1 protein-coding gene is annotated in these 823 nt (G+C 70.1%); it reads left to right on the top strand.

Annotation, left to right across the window (positions count from 1 at the left end):
• Nucleotides 1-61: 61 nt before the first annotated feature.
• Nucleotides 62-823: phytanoyl-CoA dioxygenase family protein (locus CCN44_RS41425; protein ID WP_086704368.1), on the top strand; the 762-nt coding region annotated here is incomplete at its 3' end.

Raw genomic sequence — 823 nt, 5'->3', positions numbered from 1 at the left:
CGGCGCCGGCGCCGCACGTGACCACCGACACCACCCCCGCACCCGTGAAGGAGACCGCCGCATGAGCACCACCCTCCGCCCCGACCTGTACCCCACCCGTGTCACCGGCGAGGCCGTCCCGCAGCCGCGCGTCGACCCCACCGTGTGGGGCCAGGGTCCCGGCCCGCTCAGCGGCGAGCAGCTGGCGGCCTACGAATCCAGCGGCTACCTGGTCCTCGACAACCTGCTGAGCGCGGACGAGGTGGAGACCTACCGCGCCGAGCTGCAGCGGCTGGGCCAGGACCCGGTGCTGCGTGCCAGTGAGCGCGTGGTGCTGGAGCCGGACTCCGACCGGGTGCGCTCGGTCTTCGAGGTGGAGAAGGTCAGCGAGGTCTTCGCCGGGCTGCTGTTCTCCTCAAAGCTCACGGACATCGCCCGGCAGGTGCTCGACTCGGACGTCTACATCCACCAGAGCCGGGTCAACTACAAGCCCGGTTTCGGCGTGCCCCGGCCGCGCGCGTTCAGCGTGTCGATCGCGCTGAGCGAGAACCACCCGTTCAACGGCCCGCTCCTGGTCATGCCGGGCACGCACAAGACGTTCATCCCGTCGGTGGGCCAGACGCCGCCCGACTTCCACAAGGAGTCGCTGCGCGTGCACCGCATCACCGTCGGCTCCCCGGGCCCGGAGCACCTGACGCGGATGGCCGAGCGGCACGGCATCGAGCAGATCACCGGCCCCGCCGGCTCCGCGGTGATGTTCGACTCCAACCTGCTGCACGGCTCCAACGGGAACATCACCCCGTTCCCGCGCTCCAACATCTTCATCGTCTACAACAGCGTGGAG

It is taken from the genome of Streptomyces tricolor, from assembly GCF_002155905.1.
GTDB classification, from domain to species: Bacteria; Actinomycetota; Actinomycetes; order Streptomycetales; family Streptomycetaceae; genus Streptomyces; species Streptomyces tricolor.
The sequence above is the reverse complement of the archived record's forward strand: the minus strand, read 5'-3'. Positions and strand labels throughout refer to the sequence as shown.